22 protein-coding genes are annotated in these 25,147 nt (G+C 61.0%); 9 read left to right on the top strand and 13 right to left on the bottom strand.

Annotated features, from left to right (window positions below):
• Positions 1-71: 71 nt before the first annotated feature.
• Positions 72-1,658 (bottom strand): peptide chain release factor 3, encoded by a 1,587-nt coding sequence (locus JQN68_RS03590; RefSeq protein ID WP_225072594.1) that lies wholly within the window; start codon positions 1,656-1,658, stop codon positions 72-74.
• A 195-nt stretch (positions 1,659-1,853) separates the two neighbouring features.
• Between JQN68_RS03590 and JQN68_RS03585 the strand changes: the two genes are divergently transcribed.
• Entirely contained in the window at positions 1,854-2,702 is an 849-nt protein-coding gene (locus tag JQN68_RS03585) for a carbon-nitrogen hydrolase family protein (RefSeq protein WP_225072593.1), read from the top strand.
• Here the strand turns inward: JQN68_RS03585 and JQN68_RS03580 are convergent.
• The 5 genes from JQN68_RS03580 to JQN68_RS03560 form a co-directional block, all read right to left on the bottom strand.
• Positions 2,668-3,420: an RNA methyltransferase gene (locus JQN68_RS03580; protein WP_225072592.1), complete on the bottom strand. Its 753-nt coding sequence runs from the start codon at positions 3,418-3,420 to the stop codon at positions 2,668-2,670. The two genes, JQN68_RS03585 and JQN68_RS03580, sit on opposite strands and share 35 nt — an antisense overlap.
• 31 nt (positions 3,421-3,451) lie before the next feature.
• The gene (locus JQN68_RS03575; RefSeq protein WP_225072591.1) at positions 3,452-4,702 is read right to left on the bottom strand and encodes a diguanylate cyclase; all 1,251 of its coding nucleotides are present in this window, start codon (positions 4,700-4,702) and stop codon (positions 3,452-3,454) included.
• A 221-nt stretch (positions 4,703-4,923) separates the two neighbouring features.
• Positions 4,924-5,112 (bottom strand): Rho termination factor N-terminal domain-containing protein, encoded by a 189-nt coding sequence (locus JQN68_RS03570; protein WP_225072590.1) that lies wholly within the window; start codon positions 5,110-5,112, stop codon positions 4,924-4,926.
• Between the two features lie 114 nt (positions 5,113-5,226).
• On the bottom strand, positions 5,227-5,832 hold the full coding sequence (locus JQN68_RS03565; protein ID WP_225072589.1) for a hypothetical protein: 606 nt from the start codon (positions 5,830-5,832) through the stop codon (positions 5,227-5,229).
• Between the two features lie 50 nt (positions 5,833-5,882).
• A complete protein-coding gene (locus JQN68_RS03560; protein ID WP_225072588.1) occupies positions 5,883-7,613 on the bottom strand; it encodes an aldehyde ferredoxin oxidoreductase C-terminal domain-containing protein in 1,731 nt (576 codons plus the stop codon).
• A 209-nt stretch (positions 7,614-7,822) separates the two neighbouring features.
• Here JQN68_RS03560 and JQN68_RS03555 point away from each other — a divergent pair, with 209 nt between their 5' ends.
• The 3 genes from JQN68_RS03555 to JQN68_RS03545 all read left to right on the top strand — a co-directional run bounded on the left by JQN68_RS03555 (position 7,823) and on the right by JQN68_RS03545 (position 9,578).
• The gene (locus tag JQN68_RS03555; protein ID WP_225072587.1) at positions 7,823-8,482 is read left to right on the top strand and encodes a CAP domain-containing protein; all 660 of its coding nucleotides are present in this window, start codon (positions 7,823-7,825) and stop codon (positions 8,480-8,482) included.
• 61 nt (positions 8,483-8,543) lie between these two features.
• On the top strand, positions 8,544-8,906 hold the full coding sequence (locus tag JQN68_RS03550) for a DUF1622 domain-containing protein (protein ID WP_225072586.1): 363 nt from the start codon (positions 8,544-8,546) through the stop codon (positions 8,904-8,906).
• A gap of 57 nt (positions 8,907-8,963) precedes the next feature.
• On the top strand, positions 8,964-9,578 hold the full coding sequence (locus tag JQN68_RS03545) for a LysE family translocator (RefSeq protein WP_225072585.1): 615 nt from the start codon (positions 8,964-8,966) through the stop codon (positions 9,576-9,578).
• A gap of 10 nt (positions 9,579-9,588) precedes the next feature.
• On the opposite strand, the gene cls is transcribed toward JQN68_RS03545, so the two are convergent.
• The gene (gene cls, locus JQN68_RS03540; protein WP_225072584.1) at positions 9,589-11,025 is read right to left on the bottom strand and encodes a cardiolipin synthase; all 1,437 of its coding nucleotides are present in this window, start codon (positions 11,023-11,025) and stop codon (positions 9,589-9,591) included.
• A 157-nt stretch (positions 11,026-11,182) separates the two neighbouring features.
• On the opposite strand from cls, the gene JQN68_RS03535 reads away from it, so the two are divergent.
• The 3 genes from JQN68_RS03535 (at position 11,183) to JQN68_RS03525 (ending at position 13,705) form a co-directional block, all read left to right on the top strand.
• The gene (locus JQN68_RS03535; protein WP_225072583.1) at positions 11,183-11,605 is read left to right on the top strand and encodes a CBS domain-containing protein; all 423 of its coding nucleotides are present in this window, start codon (positions 11,183-11,185) and stop codon (positions 11,603-11,605) included.
• 41 nt (positions 11,606-11,646) lie between these two features.
• Positions 11,647-12,771 carry a metallophosphoesterase gene (locus JQN68_RS03530; RefSeq protein ID WP_225072582.1) on the top strand — a complete coding sequence of 375 codons (1,125 nt, stop codon included), beginning with the start codon at positions 11,647-11,649 and terminating at the stop codon, positions 12,769-12,771.
• A gap of 208 nt (positions 12,772-12,979) precedes the next feature.
• Positions 12,980-13,705, top strand: coding sequence for a lytic transglycosylase domain-containing protein (locus JQN68_RS03525; RefSeq protein ID WP_225072581.1), 726 nt, complete (start codon positions 12,980-12,982; stop codon positions 13,703-13,705).
• Positions 13,706-13,901: 196 nt separating this feature from the next.
• Here the strand turns inward: JQN68_RS03525 and JQN68_RS03520 are convergent, their stop codons facing one another.
• From JQN68_RS03520 to recQ, 3 genes are all read right to left on the bottom strand, one after another.
• Positions 13,902-14,222, bottom strand: a complete 321-nt coding sequence (locus JQN68_RS03520; RefSeq protein ID WP_225072580.1) for a putative quinol monooxygenase — start codon at positions 14,220-14,222, stop codon at positions 13,902-13,904.
• Positions 14,223-14,426: 204 nt separating this feature from the next.
• The gene (locus tag JQN68_RS03515; protein WP_225072579.1) at positions 14,427-16,283 is read right to left on the bottom strand and encodes a B12-binding domain-containing radical SAM protein; all 1,857 of its coding nucleotides are present in this window, start codon (positions 16,281-16,283) and stop codon (positions 14,427-14,429) included.
• The gene (gene recQ, locus JQN68_RS03510) at positions 16,284-18,083 is read right to left on the bottom strand and encodes a DNA helicase RecQ (RefSeq protein WP_249621017.1); all 1,800 of its coding nucleotides are present in this window, start codon (positions 18,081-18,083) and stop codon (positions 16,284-16,286) included.
• A gap of 298 nt (positions 18,084-18,381) precedes the next feature.
• Between recQ and JQN68_RS03505 the strand changes: the two genes are divergently transcribed.
• Positions 18,382-19,650 (top strand): SIR2 family protein, encoded by a 1,269-nt coding sequence (locus JQN68_RS03505; protein WP_225072577.1) that lies wholly within the window; start codon positions 18,382-18,384, stop codon positions 19,648-19,650.
• Entirely contained in the window at positions 19,650-22,385 is a 2,736-nt protein-coding gene (locus JQN68_RS03500; RefSeq protein ID WP_225072576.1) for a hypothetical protein, read from the top strand. Before JQN68_RS03505 ends, JQN68_RS03500 begins: the two co-directional genes overlap by 1 nt.
• A 65-nt stretch (positions 22,386-22,450) precedes the next feature.
• Here the strand turns inward: JQN68_RS03500 and JQN68_RS03495 are convergent, their stop codons facing one another.
• From JQN68_RS03495 to istA, 3 genes are all read right to left on the bottom strand, one after another.
• Complete coding sequence (locus JQN68_RS03495; protein ID WP_225072575.1) at positions 22,451-22,864, bottom strand: IS66 family transposase; 414 nt, start codon at positions 22,862-22,864, stop codon at positions 22,451-22,453.
• Between the two features lie 199 nt (positions 22,865-23,063).
• A complete protein-coding gene (gene istB, locus JQN68_RS03490) occupies positions 23,064-23,843 on the bottom strand; it encodes an IS21-like element helper ATPase IstB (RefSeq protein WP_225072571.1) in 780 nt (259 codons plus the stop codon).
• Positions 23,831-25,066 carry an IS21 family transposase gene (gene istA, locus JQN68_RS03485; RefSeq protein ID WP_225072615.1) on the bottom strand — a complete coding sequence of 412 codons (1,236 nt, stop codon included), beginning with the start codon at positions 25,064-25,066 and terminating at the stop codon, positions 23,831-23,833. Before istA ends, istB begins: the two co-directional genes overlap by 13 nt.
• Positions 25,067-25,147 lie beyond the last annotated feature (81 nt).

The raw sequence follows: 25,147 nt of genomic DNA, 5'->3' as shown, positions 1-25,147 counted from the left end.
TTCAAAAGGCAAAACCTCATACCGCCTGCAGGCCGCCGACGCGGAGGGCGGGTTGCCGCCACGGGGCCGTGTCAGTTATGCTCCCGGGTCTTGTGAAAGGTGACCTGAGGCCATTGTTCCATGGTGTTGCCGAGGCGCCATTCGCTGGAGGCCAGGTAGGCCAGGTTGCCCTCGGCGTCGTGGGCGAGGGCGCCCTGGTTTTTCTTTTCGAACTCGGCCAACAGCTTGCGGTCCTCGCATTCCACCCAGCGGGCGGTGGCGTATTCCACCCCCTCGTAGAGGGCTTCCACGCCGTATTCGTTCTGCAGCCGGGAGACGATGACGTCGAACTGCAGTACCCCCACCGCACCCAGAATATAGTCGGAACTGATCAGCGGCCGGAACAGCTGCACCGCTCCCTCCTCCGCCAGTTGCAGCAATCCCTTTTCCAGCTGCTTGCTCTTCAGGGGATTTTTCAGCCGCACGCGTCGGAAATGTTCCGGAGCGAAGCTGGGAATGCCGGTGAACTTGAGGGGTTCGCGATCGCTGAAGGTGTCGCCGATCTTGATGGTGCCGTGGTTGTGCAGACCGATAATGTCGCCGGGAAAGGCCTCCTCGACGTTGGTGCGGTCCTGGGCCATGAAGATGGTGGCATTGGAGAGGTTGACCTCCTTGCCGATGCGATGGTGGCGCACCTTCATGCCGCGTTGGAAGGTGCCGGAGCAAACCCGCAAAAAGGCAATGCGGTCGCGATGGGCGGGATCCATGTTCGCCTGGATCTTGAAGACGAAGCCGGAGAAAGCCTCTTCGTAGGGTGACACCTCGCGGGTGGTGGTCGGCGCAGATCGGGGTCCGGGAGCGATTTCGACGAAGGCGTCGAGCATCTCCTGGACGCCGAAGTTGTTGATGGCGCTGCCGAAAAACACCGGCGTCTGGTTGCCCTTGAGGTATTCATCCAGCTCAAAGGGATTGGCCGCCCCCTCCAGCAGTTCGATGTCGGCCCGCAGCTCATCGGCCTGGCTGCCCAGCAGCTCGTCCAGGCGCGGGTCGCTCAGATCCTCGATGAGCAGCTGATCCTGAGCCCGGGTTGCCTGGCCCGCGGTGAACAGACAAAGCTGTTTGCGGTACAGGTTGTAGGTGCCCTTGAAACGCTTGCCCATGCCGATGGGCCAGGACAGGGGCGCACACTCGATTTGCAGGGTTTCCTCGATATCCGCCAACAACTCCAGGGGCTCGCGGCCCTCCCGGTCGAGCTTGTTGATGAAGGTGATGATGGGGGTATTGCGCATCCGGCACACCTCCATCAGCTTGCGGGTCTGGGTTTCCACCCCTTTGGCGCTGTCGATGACCATCAGGGCGCTGTCCACCGCCGTCAGCACCCGGTAGGTGTCCTCGGAAAAATCCTGGTGCCCCGGGGTGTCGAGGAGATTGACTTCGTAATCGCGGTAATTGAACTTCATGACCGAAGAGGTCACCGAAATGCCGCGTTCCTGTTCCATGGCCATCCAGTCGCTGGTGGCGTGGCGCGCCGCTTTGCGGGCCTTGACCGCGCCGGCCATCTGAATGGCGCCGCCGAACAGCAGCAACTTTTCCGTCAGAGTGGTCTTGCCGGCATCGGGATGGCTGATGATGCCGAAGGTGCGGCGCCGGTCGACTTCCTTGCGATGATGCTTGCTCACGATATAAACCTCTGGCTGCAAATGAAAAAACGGGCCGCAAGGGCCCGATGGACAGATTATCTTAGCGTAAACCGCCAACCCAGGTCAACCGACGGGCCAGCCCCGACCAGACCGGCCGTTGACAGGGATCGCCCGGCTTTGCCATGATACGGTTTCAGCGGCACACCGGGACCGGCCGCCAGGAAAGGCCAGACCATGACCACCAGACCCCATCCAACCGCCACCGGACGACTGCGCATCGCTCTGCTCCATCTCGCCCCCCGACCCGGGGCGCTGGACGAAAACCGGCAACAGCTGGAGGCCGCCATCCAGGCTGCGGCTGCAGCCGGCGCCGGGTGGATCATCAGCCCGGAACTCTGCACCACCGGTTACACCTTCGCCGACGGCCTCGGCACGGATTGGATCGATGTTCAGCCCGATGCCTGGCTGCAGTCCCTCTGCCGGGACAGCGCCCTGCATAATCTCACCCTGTTTCTCGGCCTGCCGGAACGGGACCCGCAGACCGGCCTGCTGCATAATGCGGTCCTGGTCGTCGAGCAGGGTGTCGTAGTCGGGCGGCATCGCAAGATCAATGCCCTGCGCCAGGGCTCCGAAGCCTGGTCCAGCCCCGGTGACAGCGCCATTCCCGTCCCGGTGGCCGCCGTCGGCAGCGTCGGCATCCTGATCTGCGGCGATGCCTTTTCACCCGGCATCGCCCGCCACCTGAAGCAACAGGGTGCCCGCCTGCTGGTTTCGGCCGCCGCCTGGGCGCCGGGGTTCCATGGTCCCGACGGCGAATGGGAGCGCTGCAGCCTTGATACCGGCCTGCCGCTGCTGGTCTGCAATCGCACCGGCCCGGATCGCACCCTCGACTTTCGGGCCGCGGAAAGCGTGGTGGTCAAGGACGGTGAGCGGCTGCTGACCTTTCGCTCCCCGGACTCGGCCATGGTGGTCTTTGATTGGGATCTGAAACGGCAGGAACCCATCGCGGCCTCCCTGCGCACCTCGCCGCTGGTGCCGTCAGGGACTGTCACCCACCCCGCTTGCGGCCCCGCCAATCATTGATGCTCCAGGTGAGTTGGCTGCACAGTCCCCGCAGCAGATTCAGATCCTCGCCATCCGGCGCGGCCCGATGCAGCAGACGCCGAAGACGATTGAGGACCGCCTCGGGACAACTGGGATTGATAAAAGCGATGCGGGTAAGAAGAGCCTCGATCTGGGCGAAAAGGGGTTCCAGCTCGGCTTGCGGCAGCCTTTCCGAGGCTGCCTCGGCTGCAACCCCGGCGGCTGCCAATTCGCGCGTAAATTCGTAAAGGAATACCACCACGGCCTGGGCCAGATTGAGGGAGCCAACCTCCGGCGCAGTGGCGATGGTCGCGCTGCAACTGCAGAGCGCCACCTCCTCGCTGGTCAGACCGGCGTCCTCGCGACCGAACACCAGGCCGATGCGATCCTGGCTGCCGCCCTGCCGTACCTGGTGCGCGGCCGCGGCCACGTCGAGCAGTTCGCCGCGCAGCCGACCCGTGCGGCGGGTGGCGGCCACGGAAAAGGTCAAATCGCCCAAGGCGGCGGGCAGGCTGTCATAAATCCGGGCCCGGCCCAGCAGCGGGGCGGCACCGACGGCGAACTTGCGGGCCTCGGGGTGCAGATGCGGGCAGGGATTGACCAGACGCAGCTCGTCGACACCGAAATTGGCCATGGCGCGCACCACCATGCCGATGTTGCCGGGCTGTTGGGGCTCGACGAGAACAATGGTCAGGCGTTGGGAAAGGCCGGAATCCATCAGCGGACAAACCGTACGGGAACCTGGCCGCTCAATAGATCACCCGGTTGCGGCCGTCTTTCTTGGCCTGGTAGAGAAAGGCATCCGCCCGACTGAGCATCTCCAGCAGGTTGCGTCCCGGCTCGGCGCAGATGCCGACACTGGCGGTGATGCGAATGGTGGCGCGGATGAAGGGGACCCAGACCTCCATGGCGGCGATTTCGCTGAGAATGCCTTCGAACAGCCGAACCGCCTCGTCCCGGGAACCGGGAACCAGAACACAGAACTCCTCGCCGCCGATGCGGGTCAGAATGGCGTTGTCCGGCAGGCTGTCCTGCAACAGCTCCGCCAGCCGGCGGATGGTTTCATCACCGGCGATATGCCCGAAGGTATCGTTGACCTGTTTGAAGTGGTCGATGTCCAGGATGGCGCAGCACATCTGGCCGCCGCTGTCGAGAATCTGCTGGTAGAGCTTTTCGCCCTGGTCGAAGAAAAACCGCCGATTGGATACCCCGGTCAGGAAGTCGGTCACCGAGGCCTTGCGGATGGCCTGTATGTTCTCGAGATTCTCGATATGCTGGCTGACGCGGCAGTAAAACTCCTCGGTCAGAAAATGCTGTTTGATAATGAAATCGCTGGCCCCGCACTTCAGAAAACGGGCCGCCATGACATTGTCGCCCAGGGCTGAAATGCCGATGATGGCCATTTCATCCCGGGAATGGGATTTGCGGATGGTCTGGGTCAGCTCAAAGCCGTCCATGTGCGGCATGTGAAAGTCGCTGATCACCAGCCTGACATCGGGGTGCTCGTTCAGCAGAGCCAGGGCTTGAAGACCGTCGGCGGCCTCCAGCACCTGATAGCGATGGACCCGCAGCAGATCAGCGATGGCCTGACGTTGGAATTCGGAATCGTCCACCACCAAAATTTTGATTTTCGGATTGCGTTCCAGGCGTTTCAGCAGACCGACCAGGTAATCCAGGCTTTGGATGCCCTCCTTGTAGACGTAATCCACCACCTTTTCGGCCCAGATGCGATCCCGGACTTCCTTGTTGACGACGCTGGTGAAAACGATGACCGGAATCTGGCGCTCCACCAGCCTGGTGACAATCTCACCGCCCGGCGCATCAGGCAGATGAAAGTTGACGATACCGGCGGCGAACTGATTGCCGGGAGTCGTGACCTGCTCCCACGCCGCCGCCATGCTTTCCGTCCAGCAAACCTCGAGGCCCATTTCGGCTTCGAGTTTTTTGGTCAGCATGCGGCCAAAAAATCCGGAATCCTCTGCCAACAGTATCTTTTTCACTTCCGTCCCCCGATTGTCCGCTCATACCGAATTCGCCCCCCGTCAAGGGGGGCAATCAAAACGGCGTTGGCCGCACGCATCCCTCCGTTTCCGAAGAAACCGCGAATGCCCAGCATCATAACCGAATTGAATGGGGAAAAACAATAAAAGCCGTCAACTTCGGAGGGCTGGAACGAGACTCACTGCCGGGAGGCCGGTGACCAGCAACCTACCGACAGGCATCATGCTTTCAGACAATCGGAGCGCCAACAGCAATCGGGATAAGGGCAATCCGCCGCCTGCTCTGAACCGAAACAGGGGGTGTTGAGTTCCGCCCGCTGGATATGCCGAATAATCTCCGCCTTGGTCTGGCGGCCGAGCCCCTGCAATCCCATGGCCTTGGCCCTGGACCGTACTTCATTAATGTGCATGGAAAACCTCCCTTTCGTTGAGGATGGACGCCCTGAGGCGACCTCTGTTTGCCACCATGATTCCGGCATCGACCTGGCCGGCCGATGCCGGTTATGCCTGTTTTACCTGCAGTTTCATCCCTCGGGCAACGCCTCGGGCAGATAGACCACCACCACCGTGCCCAACCGGGCGGTCAACCCCTGGATGGGAAGCACCAGCCGCTTTTCATTGCCCTCGCCCTCCTGCACCGTGACTTGGGGTTCCTGCAGCAGGGCCGCCGGAAAGACGTCGGCAAAATTCCCCTCCTGCAGTTTGCGGTTGCTGGCCAGCAAGATCTTGCCATTGACGTCCGCCAGCAGCACCAAACGGATCCGTTCGTTGCGCACCAGTTCGGTAAAATATTGATCGATCTGGTCGCGATTGTTGCGAATCATTTCACCGCGGACGGCCCAGGCCAGGGCGTTGCCGAACAGCACGTGATTGGCCTCGCTGTGCCGGGCGAGGGCCTCGCGGGCCTGAGCCATGAAGGCGGCCTGAGCCGCGGCGGACTGTTCCGTCCAGGCCTGTTTTTCGGCCGCCAGACGGCGTTCGGCGGCGCCGACGGCAATGCGCTGCCAGGTGAAAACCACCAGCAGCAGCACCAGCAAGACCAGGCTCACCCACAGGGGCAGGCGAATTTCCCGGAGTTTGTCCACAAAGGTTTGTTTATGACGGGTTCCAGCCGCATTTTCCTCACTCATCTTGCCCTCCTTTGGCAGATCCAAACCGGCATCGCACCCATGCCCCTGCTTCAGAAATTCCAGAATTCATCCAGTTCCTCGTCGGTGAAATCCCAGACCGCGTTATGCGGCGGCACCGGCTCGTAATTGAAAAATTCCGGCAGTCGATCCTGAGCCTTGGAAAATCCGGCACCCTGGTTGAAGGCATGCTCGGTTTTGAGAATGGTCTTCCCCATTTTCAAAAAATCGTCGGCAGTCATCTCAAGACCGTACTGGGCATTGATCATATCGATCAGGGAGGTAAAGGTTTCGGGAATATCGAGCATGGGAAACGCGATAAAAATGCACATGCCGGTGCTGTCGACGGCGGCGGTGGCGATCTGCAGGTTGCGGGACAGTTCCACCTGCCCTTCCTTGCTCAGGGGATCGACATAGCCGCCGACCTTGAGGATGTTGGTGGCCACGGTATAGCCGGCCGTATGGTCGGCACCCATGGTCGAAGTGGCATAAGTGACGCCGATGCCCTTGACGGACCGGGGGTCGTAGGCCGGAATGCCTTCATCCTTGACCACCGGTACCCGGACCAGACCGTAGGCCCTCCCTACGGAGGAGGTGCCGTTACCGAGAATCCGGCCCAAGGGAGTGCCTTTGCCGATTTCATCGCGCAACACCCGCTGGCATTCCTTGCCATCGCCCCAGGGAATGACGCCCGCTTCCATGGCGACGGCGAGCATCACCGCCCCTTCGATGGAATCGATGCCGATATCATCCATGAGCCGATCACATTCGGCGATATCATCCAGATTTTCGATCATGGCATTGGCGCCCAACCCCCAGATGGTTTCGTACTCGAAACCGGAAGTCAGGAAGGCGCCGGACTCGGTGGTATAAATCTGGGAACACTGGATGATGCAGCCGGCATGGCAGCCATGCTTGACCTTGCCGCCGCGTTCGGCAATCACGTCGTGCATGGTTTCGCCGCTGATGGCGTCATGGTGGGGGCAGCGTCCGAAGCGGAAGTTTTTGGTCGGCAGGCCGCCGGCCTCGTTGAGGATATTGATCAGCACATCGGTACCATAAATGGGCAGGCCCTGGCCGCTGACCGGATGATCGAGCAGGGTCTTGGCAAATATCTTGGCGGCGGCGCGAAATTTTTCCGGATCGGCCACCGGCACCTTGGCCGCCCCCGGATCCTCGATGGTGATGCACTTGACGCGTTTCGCGCCCATGACCGCCCCCAGGCCGCCCCGCCCGTGACTGCGGATGTTCTGGTCGGGATCCTTGACGGAGATGTCGGCCGCCGCCATGCGCATCTCCCCGGCGACCCCGATGGTGAGTACACCGACCTTATTGCCGTATTCCTCATTCATGGCGGCAATCACCTCGCGGTTGTTGCGGCCCGCCAGGTCGTCAGCCGTCTCGAAGGAAACCCCGTCGGCTGTCACATGCAGCCGATGCCACTGCTCCGTGGTCGGATGTCCTTCGATGATCAGCGCCTTGATGCCCAATTTGGCCAACTGCTGAGCGGCGGTGCCGCCGGAGTTGCTTTCCTTGATGGTCTTGGTCAGGGGGCTTTTCGCCCCGGCCGAGAGTCGCCCCGACTGCGCTGCCAGGGTGCCCGTGAGCAGTCCGGGCGCGAAAACCAGCTTGTTGTTGGGTCCCAGGGGATGGCAGCGCGGCGGTACCTCGGCGGCGATGATGGTCGAGGTCAGACCGCGCCCCCCAAGCCCGGTCCAGGCGGCCGGAGCCGCTTCCGTGCGGGTGGTCAGATCCGTCATATTCACGCGTACGATTTTGTCCATGCTGGTTCCTCCCATGGTTTGGCTAGACGCTTGGCAGCGCTCGCTGGATTGGAGTTTGGTTGAAATATACCCCAAAATCCGGCAAATGCGAGTTTTCCCCCAAGAGGAAGCCATGCCGCCTGGTAAAAAAAGGGGGCTTGTTTCCCAGCCGCTTCTGGGTGATATTAACCCTTGCCATTCTTTCAACCCGATTTATAAGGATGACATCCATGGTGCAAAAGGGATTCATGCTGGCCGGATTGTTCCTGCTCGCTTCAATGGTCGTGGCGGCCATCCCCGGCAGCAGCGAGTTTGCCCAAGGGCAGCACCATCGCCCGAGCCTTTCCGGTGCCCGGACGGAACCGTTGTTCCTGACCTGCCTTGCAGACGCCAACGCCGGCATGGCGCTGGCGGCGGCCCGCCCGCCCGCATCGACGGAAAACACCGCGCTCTCCAAGGCGGATGTGGCCGCCCTGCTGCAGACCCATAACCGCTATCGGGCCGAAGTGGGCGTCCCCCCCCTGGCCTGGTCGGACGACCTGGCCCGCTACGCCCAGCAATGGGCCGAACGCCTGGCCGACAGAGGTTGCCGCATGGCCCATCGGCCGGCCTCCGGCCCCTGGCAGCAGCAATACGGCGAAAATCTGTACACCGGCACCCTCGGCCACTATGGCATGGCCGACGCCGTCCAGCTCTGGCACAGCGAGAAAAAATATTATGACGGCCAACCCCTGACGCAACGCAACTATCAGGCGGTCGGGCATTTTACCCAACTGGTCTGGCACAGCACCCGGGAACTGGGCTGCGGCGTAGCCCAATGCCAGGGGCGCATGATGCTGGTCTGCAACTACCACCCGGCCGGAAATATCCTCGGCCAGAAACCTTATTGATTTGTAACCGGGCAAGATTCAGCGTGGGGGCTCGGGTAGGACCGACAGGGGGCTGGAAGCCATGACCGCATTCCGCGAAAGCATCGAGACCGCGGCTCACGCCATCGAAGCCGTCGGCGTACTGGTGGTCCTCATCGGGCTGGCCATCGCCACCTGGCGCTTTCTGCTACAGCAGCACCGCCGCCAGCCGGGCAACCATGCCTTCCGCTATTATCGCCGCAACCTGGGCCGCTCCATCATTCTCGGCCTGGAGTTCCTGATTGCCGGCGACATTATCCGTACCGTAGTCGTCGCCCGTGACTTGGCCGGCGTCACCAGCCTGGCCTTCATCATCCTGATCCGCTCTTTCATGAGCTTCACCCTGCATCTGGAAGTCGAAGGCCGCTGGCCCTGGCAACCGGCACCCACCGGCGACAAGGACTGACGGCCCACCCGCGACCTCTGCTGCAAGACAGGCCACGTTCCAAACGGGAAGGTAACCATGCAAACCTATCTGCTTCTGTCCGGCATCACCCTGGTGGCCATGGCCAGCCCGGGTCCGGACATGCTGCTGCTGCTTCGCAACAGCCTCACCGGCGGCCGTCGGGCGGGACTGGCCACGGTCCTGGGCATCGTCGGCGGTTTGCTGATCCATGTCTCCCTGTCCGTGGCCGGCCTGGCCTGGCTGCTCACCGGCAACCACTACGTCTACCATGCCCTGCGCCTGCTCGGCGCCCTGTACCTGATCTATATCGGCATCCGCTCCCTGCGCTGCCGCGGCAGCCTGGAACTGTCCCCACTGTCGGCCGCCGCCGGCCGGACCGGCCGCCAGGGGCTGCGGGACGGGTTTCTCTGCAACCTGCTCAACCCCAAGGTGACCCTCTACATCTTCAGCGTCTTCACCCAGTTCATCGCGCCCAGCGACTCCCTCTGGCGCAAAGGGGGCTTCGGCCTGGTGATTGTCCTGACCTCCCTGCTGGGCTGGTCCCTGTTCGTGCTGCTGGTTCAGAACGGCCTGGTGCGCCGGGCCCTGGCCCGCGGCCACCTGCTGTTGGAACGCCTGTTCGGCAGCCTGATGGTGGCCCTCGGTCTGCGCATCGCCCTGTTGCGCGACTGAACCCGCCGGCTCACAAAAAGGGCGAAAACAGCTTGGCAAAGGAATCCCGCAACCGCTCGGGCAACGGCCGGCCGTCCACCTCCGCCAGGGTGACCGGATGCGCCGCCTGCTGACAGCGGTCGAAATGCAGGCTCAAACTCCGGTTCAGTTCGGCATCATAGATTTCCAGGTTGAATTCGAAATTGAGCCGCAGGCTGCGCGGGTCGAGATTGGCCGAACCGACCATGACGTACTCCTCGTCGACCAGCAGCAGCTTGCTGTGATCGAAGGGCGCCGGCTGCAGGCCGATGCGCACCCCGTACTGGAGCAGTTCCCAGAAGTAGGCCCGGCTCGCCCAGGCCACGTAGGGCAGGTTGTTGCAGCCCGGCAGCAACAGTTCAATATTGACGCCGCGCAAAGCTGCGGTGTTGAGGGCTGCAATCAGACTGCGATCGGGGATGAAATAGGGGGTCATGATGCGTACCTGGTTGCGGGCCGCCGCCAGGGCGCCCAGGATCAGCCAGTGCAGCTTTTCAAAATCCTCATTGGGTCCGGCACTGACGCCCCGGCAGAAAGCGCTGCCGACGGCCTCCGCCCCGAACGGTTCCGGCAATACCTCGCCGGTGGTGAACTGCCAGTCCTCGCAGAAGGAAGCGTGCAATTGGGCCACCGCCGGCCCTGCCAACTCAAAATGCAGATCCCGGGCCCGGCGCGGATTGCTGCCGGAGAGCAGATGCCGGTCGCCGATGTTCATGCCGCCGGTGAAGCCGAGGCGGCCATCGACCACCAGCAGCTTGCGGTGGTTGCGCAGGTTGAAATAGGCGCCCCGGCCGCTCAGGCTGAGGGGCAGGAAGCGCGCCGTCGGCACCCCGGCCCGGCGCAGCAGGCGATGGCTGAGCGGCCAGGAATAGAGGGCGCCGAGGGCATCCACCAGCACCCGCACCGCGACGCCGCGACGCCGGGCGTCGGCCAGGGCCTGCACGAAGCGCCGCCCGGTGACGTTGCTTTCGAAAATATAGGTCGAGAGGTAAACGCTGTGCCGGGCCGCCTCGATGGCCGCCAGCATGGGGGGATAGGCCTCTTCGCCGTTGATCAGGGGCCGCACCCGGTTGCCGCCCACCAGCGGTCGGCGCGTCACGGCATCGGCCAGGGCCAGGTGACTGGCAAAGCCGTGACGGCGAAAGGGCAGATCCGTGGCCGCCAATTCGGCCGACCAGGAGCACACCGGCGCATTGCGCCAGGTCAGACCGAGACCGCGCTCCTGCCAGCCGCGGCCGGTGGAACGGATGCGGTTGACCCCCAGCAGCCAGTACAGCAGGGCTCCGAAACCGGGCAGGGCCAGGATGGTCACGATCCAGCCCAGCCCGGAGCGCGGATCCCGTTTGTTGAGCAGGGCATGCAGGGCCGACAGCAGCCCGACCAGGACCAGCACTACCCGCAGCACTATCTGCAACAGTTCAGACAGCATTCCACCTCCAACTCCGGAAAATCCGGAACATGCCTTGCATTCCTGCCCGGGGACGACGCCGGCAACCGTTCATTCGCAGCCACTGCTCATCGCAGGGTCTCGGGGCGCCTGCTCCACCGATGTTGAATAGTGACTCTCCGCAAAGGAAGGAAAGCACATGCCTCCAACCATTGCAACCATCATGACGACGCGGGTGGCAACCGTCCATATGGACGACTCCCTGCGCATCATCGCCGAAATCTTCGAGAATGCCCGGTTTCATCATCTGCTGGTGGTGGAAGGCAAACAATTGTGCGGGATCATCTCGGACCGGGACCTGCTCAAGGCCAGCAGCCCGTTTCTGAATACGGTCAACGAACAGGCCCGCGACCTGGCCCTCATGAACCGCAAGGCCCACCAGATCATGACCCGCGCCCTGGTCACCGTCACCCCGGAGACCTCCATCGAGGATGCCGCGCGGCTGCTGGTGCAAAACCGCGTATCCTGCCTGCCGGTGGTGACGGTTGACGGCACCGTGGCCGGCATTCTAAGCTGGAAAGACCTGTTCAAAGCCTTCGTATCCGGCCTCGAAGCCCTCTGAAACGGAGAGCGGGGCCAAACCGCCGGAAGCAAGGGGGGACCATGTTGTTCGTGCTGACGTTTTTGATCCTCTACACCGCCATGCACGCCCTGGTTTATTGGGGTATTCAGCCCCTGCTGGCCGGCCACGCCCTGCTGCCGGGCCTGGTCAAGGTCTGCATGGGCGTCATGATCCTCGCCCCAATCCTGATACGGCTGCTGGATCGCAACGGCTATCCGGCCATGGCGCGGGGCCTGGCCTGGCTAGGCTATAGCTGGATGGGTCTGATCTTCCTGGCCTTCAGCCTGCTGAGCGTGGTGGCCGCCTGGCACCTGCTGGCTTTGGGCCTGCGGGCCGTGCGGCCCGGAATGCCCCTGTTGAGCGTGCATGGCCCGGTCTGTGCCGCCGTGGTGCTGCTGCTGGCCCTCGGCGGCGCCCTGTACGGGTTCTTCGAAGCCACCGACCTGCGCCTGGAACGGGTCGTCCTGGTTTCCGACAAACTTGCGCCGGGCCGCCCGCCCCTGCGCATCGTCCAGGTTTCCGACCTGCATCTCGGCCTGCTCCACCGCGACGAGACCCTGGCGCCCGTGGTCAGCCGCATTCGGGAACTGCAGCCCGATGTGCTGGTGGCCACCGGCGACGTGGTGGATGCCCAGCTCGATCATCTGGACGGTCTGCATTCCCTCTGGCACGAGATCCAGCCGCCCCTGGGCAAGTTTGCCGTCACCGGCAACCACGAATACTATGCGGGACTCAAGCCGTCCCTGGCCTACCTGGAAGCCAGCGGCTTTACGGTGCTGCGCGGCCAGTCCGCCGCTGTCGGCGCCGACCTGATCCTGGTCGGAGTGGACGATCCCGCCGGCGGCGCCGGCCAGGCAGAAGCCCCCCTCCTCGCCGGGCTGCCCCGGGAGCGGTTCATCGTCCTGCTCAAGCATCGCCCGCACATCGATGCGGCCGCCGCCGGTCGCTTCGACCTGCAGCTCTCCGGCCACACCCATCGCGGCCAGATCTTCCCCTTCAACCTCGTCACCCGCCTGGTCTACCCCCTGCAGAACGGCCTCTACCCCCTGGCCGGCGGCGGCTGGCTCTATACCAGTCGCGGCACCGGCAGCTGGGGACCGCCCATGCGCCTGGGCGCCCCGCCGGAAATCACCCTGATCGAAATCCGGCCGGCGGCCGGTGAATAGTTCGGCACGGTCCCTGCAAAACCTTGCGGGAAGGTAACTGTTCAGCACAGGGGATCGGGGCACCCTCCCCGAGGGTGTCTGGCGCCCGGATGGCAACCGTCAAGCCCCAGGGATGGGTTCATGCGGTCCTCGGGGTGGGCGGCGCGAGCCCCTGCTCTACGATGCTGAATAGTTTCGCAGGAAGAACATTCGAGCTCCGGAGGCACCGATGAGCATCAAGATCAGCGGCCCGGCCCACACCATCCGGCCGAGCGCCGCCTCGGCCCCGGCCAGGGCGGGGTCCGCCCCCGCCTTTGCCGACCACCTCGACCAGGCGGAACAGCCCGTGGAAGAACAGGCCCGCGCCGCCCGTCTGGCCGGGCTCCAGGTGCAGTTGCGGCAACTCGAGGTGGCCCGCAAACTGTTTGCCATGACCGCCGAGAGCGAGCAGGAAGATGCCGGCTTCGCGCTGCCCGACCTGCCCTCCCTGGCCCCCACCGGTCAGAACTTTGACATTGGCGGCCGCGACGGGGCCGATGCGGAGCGCAACGTTTCCGCGGCTTCAGGACCGACCCGGGCCGACGCCCCCGCCGATCTGGATGCCATCATCAGCCGCGCAGCCCGCGCCCACGGCGTCGAGGAAGGCCTGATCCGCTCCGTGATCCGTACCGAGAGCGCCTTCAATCCGCGCGCCGTGTCCCCCGCCGGCGCCCAGGGCCTGATGCAGCTCATGCCCGGCACCGCGCGGGATCTCGGGGTGAGCAACCCCTTCGACCCGGAGCAGAACGTCATGGCCGGCACCCGCTACCTGCGCCAACTGCTAGACCGCTACCAAGGCGACCTGGATCGTTCCCTGGCGGCCTACAACTGGGGCATGGGCAACGTCGACCGCCACGGCATGGAGCGCCTGCCCCGGGAAACCCGGGATTACCTGGTCCGGGTCAAGAGCGCCTGAAGCAGGTCCATCGCACCTGTTCAGCATCGGTGGCGCAGGGGTCCGGCCCGCTGCGTTGAACCGTTAAGGCACATCGAAAAAGGGCCGCACCCCCTGGGTACGGCCCTTTTTTCGTCAAATCCGTGACAATTCGGAACTCAGGAGGCTATCGGACTATCCATGCGCTGGCTGCAAATTCGGATAGTCCGACAGCCTCCTAGCCCTGTTTCTGCCAGACCGCATCCGCCGGGAACAGGTGGCTGCCGGTGGCGATTTCCAGGGGCTGGGCCAGCCAGTCGGCGGTGGTCTCCAGCCAGCGGGTGAAATGGGGGGTCTGCTTGTGGGTCTCGAAGGCCTGCGCATCCCGGTAGACTTCATACAGGTACAGCCGATTGATGTCGTTCTGATCCTGGACGATGTTGAACTGCAGACAGTCGGGCTCGTTGGCCACCGAGCCGCGGGCATCGTCGAACATGGCTTCCAGAAATTCGGTTCGATTTTCAGGTTTGATCTGTACCTTGACCACCACTGCAAACATACCTCGCTCCTTTCCCCGTCTTCCCCAATACACAGCACCGTCCGGCCACCCATTGGCCGCGCCGGCCTGCCGCCCCGGCCATGATGCACCATCATCCCGGCGGCAGCCTTTGATCCTCCCGTTCAGTCTACAATAATAGTAACCATTCAGCACCGGGGCTCGGGGCGCCCTCCCCGAGGGTGTCTGGCGCCCGGATGGCAACCGTCAAGCCCCAGGGATGGGTTCATGCGGCCCTCGGGGTGGGCGGCGCGAGCCCCTGCTCCACGATGCTGAATAGTTATCATCAATAATCCCTTCCGCGACCGCGGCCTCGAAAAACTCGCCCAGCGGCCCCGTCGGCGCCCCCTGGCAGCGCCCTTCGGCGATGGCTTCCAGCAGTTCCCTTTCCTCGTCGGCGAACACCCCCAGGGACACCTCGCCCCGGCACAGGTACAGCAGGGCCCGGCAGGGCTCCGGCGGCAGCAGGCAGGTCAGAATCTGGAAATCCGTGACGCCGATTTCGAGGTTCTCCAACAACAGCGAAGGGTCATGGTTGAAGTCCACCCAGCGGCTGTCGGGATGGAGGCGCAGGCCGCTCGGCGCCGGCGGCTCCCCATCCAAACCGCAATCGCCGCTGAGCAGGGCGGCGGAGTGGCCGAAATAAGCGATGACATCGGCGGCCACGGCAGCCACGGCGGGGCGTTCCTCGGCCAGGAACCGGTCGCTGACGAACCGCTGCTGCAGGGCCGTCAGGTCCGTGTCCGCCCAGGCGCCGGCGGCATCCAGCCAGTCCGCCAGGCGACGCAGCAGGACGGACGGCGCCACGGCCAGGTTCTCCAGCACCAGCCCGAACCAGGGCACGGCGCGGCCCCGGTTGTAGAACAGGTCGCAGGCCCGGGCCAGCCGGTCGGCCTCGGCCAGGTCGGCGGCGCTGAAGGTCGGCGAGGCGAGCAGCCGATAAGGCTGTTGGGGCTCGTATTCCAGACCGAAGCCGGCTGCCGTTTCCGCCAGCCGGGTCCCCGGCAGAACCGCCAGAGGGAAAATATCCAGATGGTTGGGCAGCAGCGCCAGGGCGAAATCCAGGCTGTCCAGAAACCCGCCCAGGGTGTCGCCGGGCAGGCCGTAAATCAGGTCCAGGCCGTAGCTGACGCCGGCCTCGTGCAGCAGCAGGAGGCGGTTTTCGAAATCCTCCCGGTCGAGGCTGCGGTGGATGTTGGCCAAAACCGCCGGATCGGCGCTCTGCAGGCCAATCTGCAGGGAGCAGTGGACGGCCGCGAACAGCTCCGCCATGTCCCGGTCCACATACTCGGCGCGAATTTCGATGCTGAAGCGGATGCCGGGCGCCAGATCCCGGAACAGGCGCAGCAGCTCCTTGGCCTGTTCCGGCTCAAAGTTGAAGGTCGGATCGAGGACGAAAATCTCCTCGATGCCGGCGGATACGAAGCGGCGCAGTTCCGCCTCCAGGCGTTGGCGGGGAAAGCGCCGCACGCCCCGACTGCCGCGCGATTCATAGCAGAAATCGCACCGGAAGGGGCAGCCGCGGGACAGTTCCCAGACGATGCCGGGCAGCTGCTCCGGCGGCAGGCTGCCGTCCAGGTAGGGCGACGGCAGCCCGCTCAGATCCGGAATCGGACCGGGCGTGATGCGCCCGGCGATGGTCGCCGGCGCGCCGCCCTCCAGCAGGATGCCCAGGGCCTCGGCGATGACCCGCTCCCCTTCCCCCGGCAGGATGAAATCGAGCCCGTCCGGAGCCACCAGGCCGTCCGGCGCCGCCGTCGGCTCCGGGCCGCCGGCAAACAGGATCAGCTCCGGTCGCTGCCGTTTCAGCCGCCGGGCCACGGCCTGCATGCGGTGGCGGTTCCAGACATACATGGAAAACCCCACCCAATCGGGCTCCTCGGCCAGGATGGCCGCCACCAGTTCACCCTCCGACTGCTGCAGAAAACCGTCCACCAGGCGGGTTTCGATGCGGCCCGGATGGGCTTCCCTCAACACGGCGCTCAGCAGGCCGGCGGCCAGGGGCACGGCGCGGGGGGACGGTTCGAGATGGATGGAGACCAGGGTCAGCTTCGCGACGCGCAATCAGGATTCCTCGTAGGCGGCGATGGCCGCCAGAAAGTCGGCGCCATAGCGCCGCAGTTTGTGCTGCCCGACGCCGTTGACGGCCAGCAGCGCCCCTTCGTCGGCGGGCTTGACGGCCGCCATCTCGGCCAGGGTCTGATCGCCGAAGATCACGAAGGGCGGCACCCCTTCCTCCTCGGCCAGCCGTTTGCGCAGGGCGCGCAGGGCCTGGAACAGCCCCTCGTCACAGGGGATATCCCCGGCGCGGCGCGGCCCCCGCCCCTTCACCGGCCGGGCCTTGACCCGGGGCTGGATCAGTTCCAGCCGCTGCTCGCCGCGCAGCAGCGGGCGGGCGGCTTCCGTCAGTTGCAGAACCGAATAGTTGCCCACATCCTGGCGCAGGTAGCCGAGATGCACCAGCTGCCGGATCAGATGCCCCCAGGCCTCGCCGCTCAGGTCGGCGCCGATGCCGTAAGTGGACAGCCGGTCGTGGCCGAGCTTCTGAATCCGCTCGCTGCGCGAACCGCGCAACACCTCGATGACATGGCCCATGCCGAAGCGTTGGCCGACCCGGAACACGCAGGACAAAGCCTTCTGGGCGGCCACCGTGGCATCGTAGCGCTGCGGCGGATTGAGGCAGATATCGCAGTTGCCGCAATCCTGCTCCAGGCTTTCGCCGAAATAGCCGAGCAGCACCCGCCGCCGGCAGGTCAAAGGTTCGGCAAAGCCGACCATGGCGTTGAGCTTGTGCAGCTCGATGCGGTTCTGCTCCTCGTTGCCGCCCTTTTCGATGAGCCCCCGGGAGATGGCGATATCCCCGTAGCCGAACAGCAGCAAAGCCTCGGCCGGCAAACCGTCGCGGCCGGCGCGGCCCGTCTCCTGGTAGTAGCTCTCGATGTTTTTCGGCAGATCGTAGTGCACCACGAAGCGGACATTGGGCTTGTCGATGCCCATGCCGAAGGCCACCGTCGCCACCACCACCTGCACGTCGTCGCGCAGAAATGCCTCCTGCACCCGGCGCCGCTCGCCGTCCGCCAGTCCGGCATGATAGGCCGCCGCCGGCACCCCCTGGGCCGCCAGACGACCGGCGATCTCCTCCACCCGCTTGCGGCTCAGGGCATAGACGATGCCGGCCTCCCCGGCGTGTCCCTCCAGAAAGGCCGTCAGCTGGGCGAAGGGCTTCTGCTTCTCCACCACCAGGTAGCGGATGTTGGGCCGGTCGAAGCCGGCCACGTAGCAGGCCGCCCTCTGCAGACCGAGGCGCAGCCGGATATCGTCCCGGGTCTGGGGATCGGCGGTGGCGGTCAGGGCGATCATGGGCACGTCGGGATACAGTTCCCGCAAGCGGCCGAGCTGGATATATTCGGGCCGGAAGTCATGCCCCCACTGGCTGACGCAATGGGCCTCGTCGATGGCGAACAGGGCGATGTCCAAATCGTCCAGACGCGCCCGGAACTCCTCGCTCATCAGGCGCTCCGGCGCGATATAGAGCAGATCCAGATCGCCGGCATGCAACCGCGCCAGCACCCGCCGCGCCTCCACGGCACCCAAAGAGGAGTTGTAGCAGGCGGCGCGCACGCCGTTGGCCAGCAGGGCATCCACCTGGTCTTTCATCAGGGAGATGAGGGGCGAAACGACGATGCCGGTACCGGGCCGGTGCAGGGCCGGAATCTGGTAGCAGAGGGATTTGCCGCCGCCCGTCGGCATGAGCACAAAGGCATCCTCCCCGGCGATCAGACCCTCGATAATCTCCTGCTGATAGGGGCGGAAAGCGCTATAGCCGAAAACTTTCCGGAGGGTTTCCAGGGGGGTGGCAAACATGGGTAGCTACGGGCTCCTCGGGGCGGGCAAAACGGCTCTGTTTTCTATACGGGAATTCGGCGGGGAAGGCAAGGTTTAGGAGGCGCTGGTGTAAACATTAAAGCCATGAACATTAAAATGATTGACTAATTTTTCTATCGGCGCAAAATTGGATTTTGGTTGGAAAGGAATGCGGCGGCGTTGTTCCTGCTCGCATAGTTCTTCGGAAGGCTGGATGCTGTTTTGCCGGGGATTTGGGGGAAACGCAGAGTAAAAGAAGTCGGTAAAGGCAAACGCCGACCACGAAAAAAAGTGGAGAATGGGGCAGGATTATTTGGCTGAGGTAACCAAAGAAGCAATGGGAGCATCAAAAAACCAATTATCTCAAATTACTGTGAGTAGTGATCGCGACATATCCCTTGGGCCCGGTCTCGCCTCTGTCCCAGAGCGGCTCCTATTGGCGCATGCACGTGGAGAGGTACTCATCGTTGCCGGTGCTGGAATCTCTCAACCTTCAAAATTGCCTAATTTTCGTGAGCTGGTTATTAAAATATATAAAAAACTCGACTCGGCTGTCCACGCTGTCATATCTATAGTTCCCCTTGGAGCCCACAATCAATATGAAGCCAACCACTCCGGATTGACAAATCAACAATCCGCAGAGGTCAATAGGTTTATCAGCGGTGATTATGACGTCGTACTGGGTATGCTCGAAAGGCGAATGGACGGGCAGTCTCATGGTAAGAGCCGTGTTAGGCAGGCGTTAGCAGATGAATTTCGGACACCTTCTCCTAAGCCTGCGTCTATTCATAGAGCATTGATTAGGCTCGCTGACCGTGGTAGCACAGTCACGATTGCAACAACCAACTTTGATCTCCTTTTGGAAGATGCGGCCAGATCATTGAAACAATCAGTTCAGTCTTATGCCCTTGGAGGGATTCCAAGACCAGGACATAGCGAGGATTTTTCTGGTGTACTTCATATTCATGGGGCATTGGGTCGTGATCCTTCCCGGGCGTCCAATCTGATTTTAACTGATCAGGACTTTGGTGAGTTTTATTTACGTAGGCGTGTTGTGCCAGATTTTATCTACGATTCCGCACGTCTGTTCAACATCGTTCTTGTCGGTTATAGCGCAAATGATCCACCTATGAGGTATCTTTTCAACGCTGTTGCAGCAGACGGAACCCGCTTCAAAGACCTGAAGGAGAGATTTACTTTTATCGGAGGAAAAGTCGTCCCGGATTCCGTTTCATTGGAGGATTGGAGGGGGCGGGGCATCACACCCATCCCTTACGATGAAGAAAATGGGCATGAGGCCCTTCTTGGTACCCTGGAGCGCTGGGCAAAATTGTCACCGAACAACGGCAAAAGAAGCCTGGTCGATACTGAGATGAAGGGAATTGTTCGTAAAAGACGAAGCGCAGCAAGCGATGCAGAGCGGGATCTCTTTGACCACTTGATAAGGCGAAGCGACCATAACGAACGGGTTCGTTTTGCGGCCTTGGTTTCCCAACAGGGCGCTGATCTGGGGTGGCTTGATGCAATTACTACAATTGCAACAGAAAAAGAGTTGGAGAGTCTCTAGTGAAGCCGCGCCGGGCAATACTCAACAAGAGGGATTGGGAGGCTTTCCGAGTCACAATAGAGTTTTTGAAAGGCCGGCTTGAAGAGCGCGAAACAGTTGACTGGGCGTTGCGGCTCAAGCCTGAGGAAACGGTTAAGCGTCTAGCTCTGCTCGAAATAATCGATAATCATTCTGGCGTAAAAACCAATGAGCCATGGCGATCTGCTTGGCTACTGATAGCGGAGAGCTGGAATTATTCAGCAGATGAAGAGAACTTATCACATGGCGAAAACGAAGTTAAGATACGGCTAAACACAGGAGAACGTACGGGATCCCTTGTCGAAAAAATAGTTAATCTTGTCAGGCCACGGCTTAAGTTGGAACCGTTTTCTTCAGTGCATCTAGCTTATCGAAAGCCACCTAAACGACCGAAAGACATTGGGGATCTTTTCTCCTCATCGCTTACTAGTGGGAAAATATTAGATCCTGGCGTGCTCAAGTTGGCAACTCTGTCTGATAAGCCTTTTTTATTGTCATTGGCCCATACCCTCGAGGCAACTCTTCATGAAGGGCTAGATATCGCTCGGCGCATAGGATGGGATGGTGAGAAATTATCGTGGAAAATTGGCCGACTCAACCGTGTTTATTATGTACCAGCAAACCAGCGGCAACAGGGTCAAGATGAGCCTGATCAGTATAACCGTGGGCTTGCCCCATCTGTAAAGCTTCTGTACGAGGTTGTCTCTCGGATTCTTGAGATCGACCTTGCGTGCGCGAATGAATTTGCAGGGCAATGGAAATTAATGGATTCTTGTGTTCATTTGCGCCTTTGGGCGGCCCTGTCACATCACCCTCATATAACCCAAGCCGACGAAGTTGCGGATTTTCTTTTGGCCTTGGATGATTGGTTTTTCTGGGATGTGTACGCGTATCCGGAGATCGCTGAGCTGCGAGCAAAACGGTTTGTTGAGTTCGCTTCGCATGACAAAACAGAAATAATAAATAGAATTCGCAAACGCCCTCCCCGCAATCAATGGCCTAAAAAAGCAGAGGCCCATCGTGTAAAAAGCGCACGGCTTTTCTGGGCCCTTCGAGAACTGCGACGCATAGAGGTTGCCGGCGCCAATCTAACGGAAAAGGATAAAAGGTGGCTGGAGGAAAAATTTGATCAATTCCCTGAATTGGTTCAAATGGCTCGAATTGATGAAGGATTTCCGGAATCCCCGAAGGCAAGGTTTATCTCACCCTGTCCAGATGAAAAATACGACATGTTGAGAGGAATTGTACGGTTGAAAGCTTTAGAGATGGCACTTTCAACGGGACGGGACTGGAATAACGATCCTGCTGTGGGTGCTTCGGATTGGATTCGGCAGGCCGGAAATGACCTCAAAGTTCTTGCCGATTTTGAATCGACCGCTGATGGTGGTGGGGCTTATGCAAGAGTCTGGGAGAGGTTCGGTTGGGCGCACTCACCCATTGGGCAAAGGGCTGCTTTATCTGAGAGTGTTTTTCTTCCAGAGGCTTTTCGTGTTCTAAAGCTTATACTTAAACTTCCAATTGAAACAATCCGTTCAGCCATTCAAGGAGTTTCAAGCTGGTTTTTTTCTTGGCGAGAGCAGGTTGTCGAATTCCCTGAATTTTTCGGGGTTTGGTTCAAGCTTTGGCCCATTGCAGTCGAAGTTACCAATGCTCAGGAAAATCTTGAAGAATCGGCTCGACTTAACACTGCTGTGAAGTTAGATGATGATTCCGAAATACCGGAGCTTGACACGCTAAATACACCAGCAGGCAAACTAGTTCGTGTTTTTGTATCCGCCTGTCCAAGCCTTGAGATAGATAATAATCCTTTTGATAGCAATATCGAACTTTATCGAATGCGATCTGAGATTTTTACAACAGCTGAGCGTTCATTGTTGATTGCTCAGCATTGTTTGATTGAAGAATTACCTTATTTTTTGAGTGCTGATAATATTTGGACTCGGAATAATTTGATTATTCCGTTAATGTCAGACAGTTTGGAAGCAATTCTCCTTTGGCGCGCGGTTGCATTTCGTACTTTGTTTTCAGATGTGCTCCATATTGTTGGCGACTCAATCCCAGAAAGGACGACCGATCAACGGCTTGATCGCGAGAGCAGGCGTTCACTTGTTTTTAGCCTTGTGGTTGAGTGTCTCCATGCATTTCGTGAGACCCGCAGCCCTGCAGTGCAATATTCTCAAGTCCAACAGATGCTCAGAGCTCTTGATAATGAAGTCCGGGCATTTGCCGCGGAAGCAGTTCAGCGCTTTGTTCGTGACCTATCAAGAGCCGAGAATGGCGAGCAGCCTATCTCGGCACCCGAGACACTTTTTCGATTTGCGGCTAAACCATTCTTAGAACAAGTTTGGCCCCAGGAGCGGTCCCTTGTGACACCTAGTGTCAGCGAGGCCTTTTCTGGTCTCCCAGCGTTAACTGGGGAGGCCTTTGTGGAGGCTGTATCTTCGGTTGAACGCTTCCTCGTTCCCTTCAATTGCTGGTCAATGAGCGATTATGGGTTTTATGGTTTAATCGATGACAATCCCACACTTAATGGGATCGATAACTTCGAAAAAGCAGAGGCGTTTCTACGCCTACTCGATCTGACGGTTGGGACAGCAGAAGGAGCTGTTATTCCCCATGATTTGCCCGATGCGCTTGCTCACGTTCGCACAGTTGCTCCCAGCCTGGCTGATAGTAGAGTGTTTAGACGGCTGGCAACCGCTGCTCGTCGTTCTTGAATTTCCGTGTTCGGGGGTAGAGGGGAGCAGTAATACGAGGAGCAGTGGGGTCGGTAGGTTCTGAATCAAGTTATCCTGACCCCACTGCCCCCCTTCATGGCCTCGTAGAGCGGGGACAGGGCCGTGCCCAAGGTGACCACCCACTTGGACAAGGTTTGGCGGCTGATGCGGACCTTCGCGCGCCCCAGGATTTCCACCAGACGATACAGGGGCAGATGATCGGCGAACTTGGCATTGAGCACATAGGCCAGCAGGCTTTCATCGGCCGGACAGCGCTCGATGATGGCATCGGGCAAGGCGGCGGTGCGCACACCCAGGTCGGGATTCTTGCGGGAGGCGTATTTGGGCCGGACATACTCGATGACGTAGAACTGTTCGGCCTTGCGGGCCAGCTTGCGGCTGACCTCCTCGCCGATACGCACCAGCGGCTCTCCCGTTTCCGGGCAGAGTTTCTCTTCCGGCGCCACATCGAGTTCCACGCGCTTGACCGGCAGGTCGTCGGGGTAGCTCAGGGTGTCGGCGCCGCGGTTTTTGACCGGCTTGCGCCGCTGGTAGCGGATTTCCTGGGTGGGTTCGGGCGCCGGAACGAAAACCGGCCCGCCAAAATGTCAATGGTAACGGAAAAGTGTACCAGTTTCGGTAATTGAAAGGTGTACCACTGCCCGGCAGAGAACGTACTCAGTCCGGAGAAGCGGAAATCGTAGAGTCACCTCCTTTTTGAGAGAGCTGTTTGGCAAAGGCATGGTCCCGAAGTCGATAGCTGTGGCCCTTGATGTTGATGACCCGGCAATGGTGCAGCAGGCGGTCGAGAATGGCCGAGGCGATGACCGGATCGCCAAAGAGTTCCTGCCAGTCGGCGAAGCTCTTGTTTGAGGTGATAATGGTCGAGCTCTTCTCGTAGCGGTAACTGACGAATTGGAAGAAGAGATAGGCCTCTTGGCTGGTGACCGGCAGATAGCCGACCTCATCGACGATGACGAGACTGGAGTTGAGATAGGCTTTGCCCTTGGCTTGGCTCTCCTTGAGTTTGGCAATCAGGGTATGCATGGTCGTGAAATAGACCCGGGAGCCGTGGTAGCAGGCCTTGATGGCCAGGGCGATAGCCAGGTGGGTCTTGCCGACACCCGGCGGCCCAAGGAAGATCACGTTCTCGTGCTTGGGGAGAATGCTCAGGTCAAAAAGCTCCATGACCGACTTCTTGTCCAGATGGGGATGAAAGGTGAAGTCGTACTCCTCGATGGTCTTGGCCATGGGCAGGCCGGCGATCTTCATGGCGGTATCGACACGGCGCTTGTCCTTGGCCGCCACTTCTTCCTCCAGAAGCTGGTCGAGGAAGGAAAGGTAGGAGCCGCCGTTTTGCTGGGCCAGGGTGGCGACATCGTCGAGGATCTCCACCGCCTTGAAGAGTTTGAGCCGCTTGAGATTGTCCTGGAGGCGATCGAAGGTCAGTTGTTCCATGAGACACCTCCGGCGGCGTAGCGGTCGTACTCGCTTAGCGGGCGACGGTCGACCTCGGGATAGAGGGTGCCGGTAACCAGGCCTCGGGTTGCCTTGCCTTTGCCTCGCCCGTAGCGTGGAGTCTGCTGGGAGGTCCGGGACGGCCGCAACGGCAGGCCGAGGGTTTGCCCCTTGCCCTCCGGAATCCTATAGGTGCCGAGCAGATCGGCATCGTGATACAGGCGCAAAAGGCCGTTCTTGACCTTGAGGAGCACCTTGGTGCCGACGAATTGCGGTGCGACGTAGTAGCGGTTGCCGTCGAAGGCGATCAGGCAATCCTTGTACACCTTGCGGAAGCATTTGAGGGACGTGTCATAATCGGCCGCCGGGAGTCGCCCCAGATGAGGAATCTCCTGTTCCCACCGGAGCTGAACCGGTTGTCGATAGGTGCCATGAATCCGTGGATGCGCGGTTTCGGCAATCCAGGTGGCGACATCCTCATTGACCTGGGAGAGGCAACGGTACGCATATCCGCGCCAGAATCTTTCTCGCAGGTAGTCCATGGGGCGCTCCACCTTCCCCTTGACCCAAGGGCTATACGGCGGACAAAGCCGGGGCGTGAAGCCATAGTGCTTGGAGAAGTGCAGGAATTCGACGTTGAAGGCTGGCTTGCCGTGATCCCGGCCGACAACCACATGCTTCATGTTGTCGTAGAGGATCTCGGCCGGCACACCGCCCAGCCGCCGAAAAGACCGCACGTGGCAGTCCATGAAAGTCTCCAGGGTGCAGCGTTCGACGAACTCGACATGCATGGCTCTGGAAAAGCCGAGTACCATGACAAAGGCGTAGATTGTGGAGAGGGCACCGGAATCCTCCACGATCTTGAAGTCGCCCCAGTCTACCTGAGCCTGCAGGCCCGGTTCCGTTTCGAAGCGGGCATAGGCAATGCGGCACTTCTGCTCCTTGATGGAGCGGACGAAGATTTTGACGGTCTCGTAACTGCCGGCGTATCCCATGCGCTTGAGGCGAGAAAAGATCCAGGTGGCCTGGTAATCGTCCTCGTCGAGGAAATCTCGGATGACCTGGTGGTACGGGTCAAGGACGGACGGCTTGGCCGTCCTGGGGGAGTAGGCTGGAAAGGATTCGCTTTCCAGGTGCTTCTTGACCGTCTTGCGGTGGATGCCGAGCTTTTTGGCGATCCAGCGCAGACTGTGCCCTTGGCGTTTGAGAGCAATAATGTCCATGTACACCTCCGTGGCGATCATCGGCATCCCTCCTTTCCTCAAGGAGGAATACCACGGTTCCGGGGTGGTACACTTTTCATT

The organism is Desulfuromonas sp. CSMB_57 (assembly GCF_020194955.2).
Taxonomy (GTDB): Bacteria; Desulfobacterota; Desulfuromonadia; order Desulfuromonadales; family Syntrophotaleaceae; genus JAFCIY02.
The sequence above is the reverse complement of the archived record's forward strand: the minus strand, read 5'-3'. Positions and strand labels throughout refer to the sequence as shown.